This is a genomic window from Actinoplanes siamensis, from assembly GCF_016862395.1.
In the GTDB taxonomy this organism is placed as follows: Bacteria; Actinomycetota; Actinomycetes; order Mycobacteriales; family Micromonosporaceae; genus Actinoplanes; species Actinoplanes siamensis.
Genome location: NZ_BOMW01000074.1, coordinates 1 through 7,817, shown reverse-complemented (window position 1 = coordinate 7,817; position 7,817 = coordinate 1). Strand labels below are relative to the sequence as shown.

Sequence of the window (7,817 nt, the reverse complement as noted above, 5' to 3'; positions counted from 1 at the left end):
CCCGGAGCGTTCCCGGTTTTCACCGCGGTTGTTTCGCCGGACGGGGTGGAGTCGAGGGCCTGGCCGAGCAGGGCCCGTAGGGCTTGGGCATGTTGGTTCAGGGCGTTGCGGCCGGTGTCAGTCAGTCGCGCGGTGGCGCGGCGACCGGTACGGCGTACTTCGACATAGCCGGCGTCTTGCAGGGTTGCCAGTTGTTTGCTGAGGGCGGAGTCACTGAGCCCGGTGGCTTCGCGGAGGTAACTGAAGTCGGCGTGTGCGGCGGGAGCGAGCAGAGACACGAGCGAGAGCCGGACTGGGAAGTGCAGCAGTTCGTTGAAGCCGGCCGGGCGGGCGCTGGTCATGCCGGATTCCGGGGGGTGCTTGCGGCGGCTTGGGCGGGCTTTATGGCGGCGAGCCATACCAGGGCGGCGGCGATTCCTGCGAGGGTGCCGTCGGCGGGGACGTCGTACAGGCGCAGCAGTGTGCCGACGCCGATGAGCGTGGTGAGCACGACGATGCCGAATAGAACCGTTGGAGTCCAGCGCTGGGCGGACAGGCGTAGCCGCACGCCGGTGAAGCGTTCTAGCGCGAAGGCAAGGCTGATCAGGGCAACGAGGGCGGTCAGAGACATCCCGGTACCCATCCATCCAGCCACGTCGTGACTGGCCGAGGTCAGTACCAGGGCCGCCGCCGAACCGAAGTTGAACCAGGCCGGGAGTTGGCGAGGGGTGCCTTGGCGCAAGGTCTGCTGCTGGCGCTCGTTGATCTGGGTGAGGGCCTGCGCGGCCTCGGTGGCGTCCATGCGAACCATTCCTTCCTGACGGGCAAGTTTTGCCGATGAGGCAACTATTGCACAACCTTTCCTGCGAGGCAACAGTCGTCTCTCGAGCTGCCGCGCCGGACGGATTCGTCGTGCGGTAGCGCGAGGTACGTGGTCAGGGCGGAGGCGGCGTCGAAGACACCGTCGAGGCCGACGATGGCTGCCAGGCGCGGCTCATGGGCTGCCGCGCGGGGCGCGAGGTAGCCGCCGAGACCGACGCCGAGCAGCGCGATGCGGGCGGGATCGACGCCTGGGTCCTCGATGAGGAAGTCCAGGACGGGACCGATCGCGTTCTCCCGGTCCGGCCGAAAGGTCAGCCCGTCACGGTGGATGGTCGCACGGCCAGGCCGAGGTTGCGCAGGGTCTCGAACAAGAACTGTTGGTCGTCCTTGAACATCAGTTGCTCCATGGCGTCTCCTTCTGCAGGAGGGCGCGGAAGCTGCGCGGGGGGCCGGCCGGTGAGGCGCGGCGCAAGCAATTCCACCTCGGCCAACTGCCGGAGGAACGACGGGCCGCGCTCGAAGCAGATCGGCATGATCTGGCGCCGCGGCGGCCGGCGCAACCGGCCCGACCTGCAACCCTGACAGCGTGGCGCGGCCGCTCATCCACCATCGACCGGCGATTGTCCGGCGGTGTCCACAGTTACCGCTTACGCCTGGCTGAAGCTGCGGCCGGGAGTCAAGGCGTCCCGACCCGCCAGCCGATCCGGCGCCCAGTGCCCGTCGGATTTTTCGGGCAGCCACTGTCCGGTGTGGCTTGTCCGCAGTGTCGGCGCGGTGGCTCACTCTGATGACCATGGGCGTCACGACCATCCTCGGCCCCGTCCTGCCGCAGATGACGCCACGGTGAACCTGCCCGCCCGGCATTGAGGGCACGCCGGCACGCTGTCCGGAGGTGTGCCCTTCCGTACCTTTCGGCAGGGATCCCGAGCTGCTAGACAGGCAGGATGCCCGATCGAGTCCTGTCCACCCCGACCCGCACCGGCGTGGCAGCCCGCCCGACCCGACCCGAGCAGGAGCGACTGTCGTCCTCGGCGGCGCAGATCCTCGCGTTGCAGCGCAGCGCCGGCAACGCGGCGGTGAACGCCATGCTCCTCCAGCGGGCCCCGGCCACCGGTACCGTCGCGTTGAGCGCCCCGGTCGTGACCGCGGAGAACGAGGAGGGCTCCTGCGGTTACTTCTCGCGCGTACGAGAATGGGCGGTCGCCAACGCGCAGCAGGGCGTCATCGTGCAGCGGGTGACGCGGAGGTTCGACGTGGAGCGCTTCGACGGGCAGGGCTGGCAGGCTCTCAACGGGGCCGCACTGGACGCCTACGTCGCCGGCAGCGGAGGCAACGCGGACGCCACCGTGACCGAGTACTGGGAGTTGTGGCAGGTCGGGGCCGACGGGACGGTGTCCGACGGCGGCGCCGACACCTTCGGGCTGACCTCGATCATCCAGCAAGAGGGTGTCATCCCGGACACGACGAGGGGCACCTTCACCATCACCGGCGAGGCGCAGTTCTACCCGACGACCGATACCCCGACGAATCTCGGGTTCGTCCGAGGGGCGGTGGGAACCGCGGGTGGGTTGTACAGCAGTTTCACCGCTCCGACGCTGACCGGCGGTGTCTCGCCGGTCAACTACCGGGTCACCGCGTCCTGGGACAGCACCGACAAGCGGGCTCCGAGCAAGCGCACGGGGACCGAGTACCGACCGCGGGCCTCCTGGACCATCGTCACCGAGTCGTGAGGGTGACTGGCCGGGACGTCGCGGGCACGGTGTTCCCGCCGGCCGAGGCGAGCACGACCATGGCCCGCCGGCCCTGAACTGTTCTCGCCTCGCGACCTCGCCACACCGTTGACGGCACTTCTCACCAAAGGCACGCCAACGCAGCCGGTCCAACTCGGCCTGGCCCGTACGCTTTCCAGCGCCCCTCGGATAGGCAAGGCGGTCACGCAGCGGACCAGCAGCCAGGGCGCGGAGAGCGGCAACCGCTGCGGCAGACAAAGCGGATGCACGGCAAGAGGCGGGACGGTTGGATCAACGGGATGAGCCGACTGTATTCCGAGATCGAACCATTTGCGCGCGGCATGCTCGACGTTGGTGACGGTCACCTCGTCTACTGGGAGAGCTGCGGCAACCCGCACGGCAAGCCGGCCCTGGTGCTGCACGGCGGGCCCGGGTCGGGCGCCGTCCCCTACTGGCGGCGGTTCTTCGACCCGGCGGTGTACCGGGTGGTCCTGTTCGACCAGCGCGGGTGCGGGCGCAGTACACCGGACGCGGGCGACATCGGCACCGACCTGTCGACCAACACCATGCCGCACCTGCTGGCCGACATCGAGAAGCTGCGTACGCACCTGGGGATCGACCGGTGGTTGCTGCTCGGCGGGTCGTGGGGCAGCGCGCTCGCCTTGGGCTACGCGCAACGCCACCCCGACCGGGTCACCGAGATGGTGCTGTTCAGTGTCGTCACGAGCACCCCCGCCGAGCACCGCTGGATCACCCGCCACCTCGGCCGGATCTTCCCGGAGCAGTGGGAGCGGTTCCGCGACGCGGTGCCTGCGGCCGGACGCGACGGCAACCTGCCCGCCGCGTACGCCCGGCTGCTGGCCGACCCCGAGGAGAGCGTGCGGGACCGGGCCGCCCGCGCCTGGTGCGCCTGGGAGGACGCGCTGGTCTCCAATGTGCCCGGCAGCCGGCCCGACCCCCGGTACGAGGACCCGGCGTTCCGGATGACCTTCACCCGCCTCGTTACCCACTACTGGGCGCACGACGGCTGGTTCGCCGACGGCGAGCTGATGGCGGGTGCGGGCCGTCTCGCTGGCATACCCGGTGTGCTTGTGCACGGCCGGCTCGATCTCGGCAGCCCGGTCGACGTCCCGTGGCGACTGTCCAAGCTCTGGCCCGACGCGCGGCTGGAGCTGATCGACGAGGCCGGCCACGGCACCGGACGAGGCGTCGGCGACGTGGTCATCGACGCCCTGGACCGGTTCGGCGCCTCCTACCGCGCCGTCGATCGTCAATAACATCGGATCCTGTGTGCGAGTCCGGCAGCCGAGGCAGACAGCTCATTGACGGCACTGGGTGTGAGCAGACATTCCGCATCCCCGGGTGGGGCATACAACGCGCGGTCGGCTCCCGGTGGATCGTCGCCACTCGTGACGAGTCCACCGAGAGTGAGTCAGAGCCGATTCGATTTCATCGACGATCGGCGGTGATGCGGGAAGTACGGTGCTCGGCGGCGAGTTGAGCCAGGTGACCGGCCTTCTTTCGTAGCCGATCGGCGAGCGGCTCGGGCAGCGGCGGCGAGCTGGCTCGGGCGCGGAGCTCGGCTGCCGCGTCCTCGATCTGGGTGGCGTGCTCGTCGGTGCGGGCGATGTTGGCGCAGATGCTGCGGCAGCGTGGGGTGTGAGTGGGTCGTTAGGGTGGTGTGGGCGGTGTCCAAGTGGCGGGGTGCCCGGGGAGGCGGTAAGGCTCGTGCCGGTGGTGGAGGCGTCGGTGGTCGCCGGGATGGTGATCGCGTGGGCGGTGCGTAAGGCCCGCAAGGCTGCTGGCCGGGCGGATGAGACGGTGGACGCGGCGATCGACGCGGGCGCGGACCGGTTGCACGACCTTGTCCTGTCGCGGCTGGGTGGGCCGGTGCAGGACGATTTGGCCGAGGAAGCGGCGAGTGAGTCGGGGCAGGTCAGTGAGTTGACCCGGCAGCAGGTCGAGTTGGCGGTGGCTGCGGCGGCGCGCCGGGACGAGACGTTCGCCAAGACGGTGACTGATCTGCTGGAGCAGCTGCGGCAGGCGGAACGGACGGCCGGTACGCAGGTTTTGGCCGCGCCGGGGTCGGCGGTGTTCACCGGTGACGTGACCGCGACCGCGTACGACGACGCGACGGCGATCGGGCAGGCCGGCACCGTGAATATCGGCCGTCGGCAGCGGGAGGAGCCGGACCCTCGGCAGCCGGGTCGGTCTGGCCACTGACCGGACCCGGTGACGGCGGCGCTTCTGACGGGGTGCCGGGGTGGCAGGCCACGCCCGAGGCGGGGATGTTGGGGCATGGCGAGCGGGGCGGCGTCGGGATCGGCGCGGCCCGGACGGTGAACGTGTTCCTGTCCGGGGCAGGGCCGCTGGTAGCGGCTCGGTCGGCCTATCTGGCACAGGTCCGCCGGATCGCCCCGCCTCAGCTGCGGGACCGGGATACGGAGTTGGCCGAGTTGGCCGGGTTCTGCCTGCAGGAGCATCGGGGTCCGTACGTGTGGTGGCAGGCCGGCCCGTGGGCCGGTAAGTCGGCGTTGTTGTCGACGTTCGTGCTGCGTCCACCGGATGAGGTCCGTTCGCGGGTGCAGGTGGTGGCCTTCTTCATCACCGCCCGGCTGGCCGGGCAGGACACGAGGGCGGCGTTCGTCGCGGCGGTGACCGAGCAGCTGACCGCGTTGACCGGCGAGCAGCCGCCCGCGGTGACCGATGAGGGGTTGCGGGAGGCGTGGCTGCTGGACCTGCTCGCCCAGGCGGCCGAGGCCTGCCGGCAGCGGCACGTGCGGCTGGTGTTGCTGGTCGACGGCTTGGACGAGGATCGCAGCACGGCCAGCGGCGTCCACGCGCACAGTATCGCCGGGTTGCTCCCGGGTGACCCGCCGGCCGGGATGCGGGTGATCGTGGCGGGGCGGCCGAACCCGCCGATCCCCGATGACGTGCCGCACTGGCATCCGCTGCGTGATCCGGGCATCGTGCGCCGGCTGTCCGCGTCGGCATACGCGCAGGATTTGCAGCGTCGCGGCCAGGTCGAGCTCAAACGCCTGCTCAAAGGCAGCCCGGTCGAGCGGGACCTGCTCGGCCTGCTCACCGCCGCGCGTGGTGGCCTGTCCGGGCCTGATCTGCGGGAGCTGACCGGGGCTGAGCTGGTCGAGATCGAGGACGTGTTGCACACCGTGGTCGGGCGGACCTTCACCCGCCGCACCGCCGAATGGGATCCGGACAGCGGGCCCGAGGTGTATCTGCTCGGCCACGAGGACCTGCAGCAAGCCGCTACCGGCTACATCGGTGAACCCCGGCTGACCGGCTACCGCGCCAGCCTGCACGCCTGGGCCGGCACCTACCGCGCCCCCACCGACGGCCGCCCGCCGTGGCCGGAAGGCACCCCGGAGTATCTGCTGCGCGGCTACCCTCGCATGCTGGCCACCACCGGCGACGTGCCGAGGCTGGTCGAGTTGGCCACCGATCCGCAGCGCCACGACCGGATGCTGGATCTGTCCGGCGGCGACGTCGCCGCCCTCGCCGAGATCACCACCTGCCAAAACCTCGTCCTGGCCAGCCCGGAACCCGATCTGGAAGCGATGCTGCGGCTGTGCATCCGCCGCACCGACCTCACCGACCGCAACAGCCACATCCCCGCCGCCCTGCCCGCCGTCTGGGTCACCCTCGGACAACCCGCCCGAGCCGAAGCCCTCGCCCGCTCGATGATCACCCGGTACGGGCGGGTACAGGCGCTGGCCGCGGTGGCCAGGGCGCTCGCCGCCGCCGGCGACCAGGATGGGGCACGGCGCCTCGCCGAGCAGGCCGAGACCATGGCCCGCTCGACCACCATCCTGTACCAGCAGACAGAGACCTTGACCGCGGTGGCCGAGGCGCTCGCCGCCGCCGGCTACCACGACCGGGCGCAAGCCCTCGCCCGCTCGATCACCACCCCGTATCACCAGGTGCAGGCGCTAGCCGCAGCGTCCAGGGTGATCGTCGCCGCCGGCGACCACGACGGGGGCCGGCGCCTCGCCGAGCAGGCGGAGACCGTGGCCCGCTCGGTCACCGATCCGGACCGGCAGGCAGAAGCGCTGGCCGCAGCAGCCGAGGCGATTGCCGTTGCCGGCGACCAGGACGAGAGCCGGCGCCTCGCCGAGCAGGCCGAGACCGTGGCCCGCTCGGTCACCGACCCGGACCGGCAGGCATGGGCGCTGCTCGCGGTGGCCAGGGCGGTCATTGCCGCCGGCGACCACGACCGGGCCGAGACCGTGGCGCGCTCGATCAAGGACTGCTATCAACAGGCACAGGCATTGATCGCGGTGGCCGAGACGCTCGTCGCCGCCGGCGACCACGACCGGGCCGAGACGGTAGCCCGCTCGATCACGGACTCGTATCAGCAGGCACGGGCGCTGGCCGCGGTGGTCGGGGCGCTTGTGGCCGCCGGCGACCAGGATGGGGCCCGGCGCCTCGCCGAGCAGGCCGAGATCATGACCCGCTGGCTCACCGACTCATACTGGCAGGCACAGGCGTTGGCCGCGGCGGCCTGGGCGTTCGCCGTCGCCGGCGAATATGACCGGGCCGAGACCGTGGCCCGCTCGATCAAGGAGTGGTATCAACAGGCACAGGCATTGACCGCGGTGGCCGGGGTGCTCGCCATCGCCAGCGAATATGACCAGGCCGAGAGGGTAGCTCGCTCGATTGCCGTCCCGTATCAGCAGGCAGAGGCGCTGGCCGCGGCGGCCAAGGCGCTTGTCACCGCTGGCGACCACGACGGCGCCCGGCGCCTCGCCGAGCAGGCCGAGACCGTGGCCCGCTCGGTCATCGACCGGTATCAGCAGGCGCGGGCGCTGGCCGAGGTGGCCGGGGCGGTTGTCGCCGCCGGCGACGAGGATGGGGGTCGGCGCCTCGCCGAGCAGGCCGAGACCGCGGCCCGCTTGACCACCTTCTCGCATCAGCAGGCACAGGCGCTGGCCGCGGTGGCCGGGGCACTTGCCGCCGCCGACGACCACGACGGAGGTCGGCGCCTCGCCGAGCAGGCCGAGACCATGGCGCGCTCGGTCACCGACCCGGGCCGGCAAGCATGGGCGCTGCTCGCGGTGGCCAGGGGCGCCATTGCCGCCGGCGACCACGACCGCGCCGAGACCGTGGCCCGCTCGATCACCACTCCGAATCAGCGGGCACAGGCGCTGGCCGCGGTGGCCGGGGCGCTCGCCGCCGCCGGCGACCATGACCGGGCCCAGCATCTCGCCGAGCAGGCCGAGATCATCACCCGCTCGGTCACCAACCCGGACCAGCGGGCACGGGCGCTGG

The 7,817-nt window shown here is 71.2% G+C and carries 7 protein-coding genes; 4 read left to right on the top strand and 3 right to left on the bottom strand.

The features are described from left to right. From Asi03nite_RS32865 to Asi03nite_RS32855, 3 genes are all read right to left on the bottom strand, one after another. On the bottom strand, positions 1–341 hold a 341-nt coding region (locus tag Asi03nite_RS32865; protein ID WP_203684409.1), incomplete at its 3' end, for a transcriptional regulator. Continuing rightward, complete coding sequence (locus Asi03nite_RS32860; RefSeq protein WP_203684408.1) at positions 338–781, bottom strand: hypothetical protein; 444 nt, start codon at positions 779–781, stop codon at positions 338–340. The genes Asi03nite_RS32860 and Asi03nite_RS32865, both read right to left, overlap by 4 nt. 331 nt (positions 782–1,112) lie before the next feature. Next, positions 1,113–1,334, bottom strand: coding sequence for a hypothetical protein (locus Asi03nite_RS32855; protein ID WP_203684407.1), 222 nt, complete (start codon positions 1,332–1,334; stop codon positions 1,113–1,115). A 411-nt stretch (positions 1,335–1,745) separates the two neighbouring features. Here Asi03nite_RS32855 and Asi03nite_RS32850 point away from each other — a divergent pair, with 411 nt between their 5' ends. From Asi03nite_RS32850 to Asi03nite_RS32835, 4 genes are all read left to right on the top strand, one after another. Beyond that, positions 1,746–2,531, top strand: coding sequence for a hypothetical protein (locus tag Asi03nite_RS32850; protein ID WP_203684406.1), 786 nt, complete (start codon positions 1,746–1,748; stop codon positions 2,529–2,531). Between the two features lie 299 nt (positions 2,532–2,830). Then, complete coding sequence (pip, locus tag Asi03nite_RS32845) at positions 2,831–3,808, top strand: prolyl aminopeptidase (protein WP_203684405.1); 978 nt, start codon at positions 2,831–2,833, stop codon at positions 3,806–3,808. A gap of 472 nt (positions 3,809–4,280) precedes the next feature. After that, complete coding sequence (locus Asi03nite_RS32840; RefSeq protein ID WP_239103093.1) at positions 4,281–4,754, top strand: chromosome partitioning protein; 474 nt, start codon at positions 4,281–4,283, stop codon at positions 4,752–4,754. 65 nt (positions 4,755–4,819) lie between these two features. Further along, positions 4,820–7,817, top strand: a 2,998-nt coding sequence (locus Asi03nite_RS32835; RefSeq protein ID WP_203684404.1) for a P-loop domain-containing protein, incomplete at its 3' end; no start/stop codon positions are given.

What these genes read in the sequence shown, in the direction of transcription:
- Asi03nite_RS32860 (WP_203684408.1), bottom strand. Translation starts at nt 781, where the DNA reads ATGGACGCCACCGAGGCCGCGCAGGCCCTCACCCAGATCAACGAGCGC.
- Asi03nite_RS32855 (WP_203684407.1), bottom strand. Translation starts at nt 1,334, where the DNA reads ATGCCGATCTGCTTCGAGCGCGGCCCGTCGTTCCTCCGGCAGTTGGCC.
- Asi03nite_RS32850 (WP_203684406.1), top strand. Translation starts at nt 1,746, where the DNA reads ATGCCCGATCGAGTCCTGTCCACCCCGACCCGCACCGGCGTGGCAGCC.
- pip (WP_203684405.1), top strand. Translation starts at nt 2,831, where the DNA reads ATGAGCCGACTGTATTCCGAGATCGAACCATTTGCGCGCGGCATGCTC.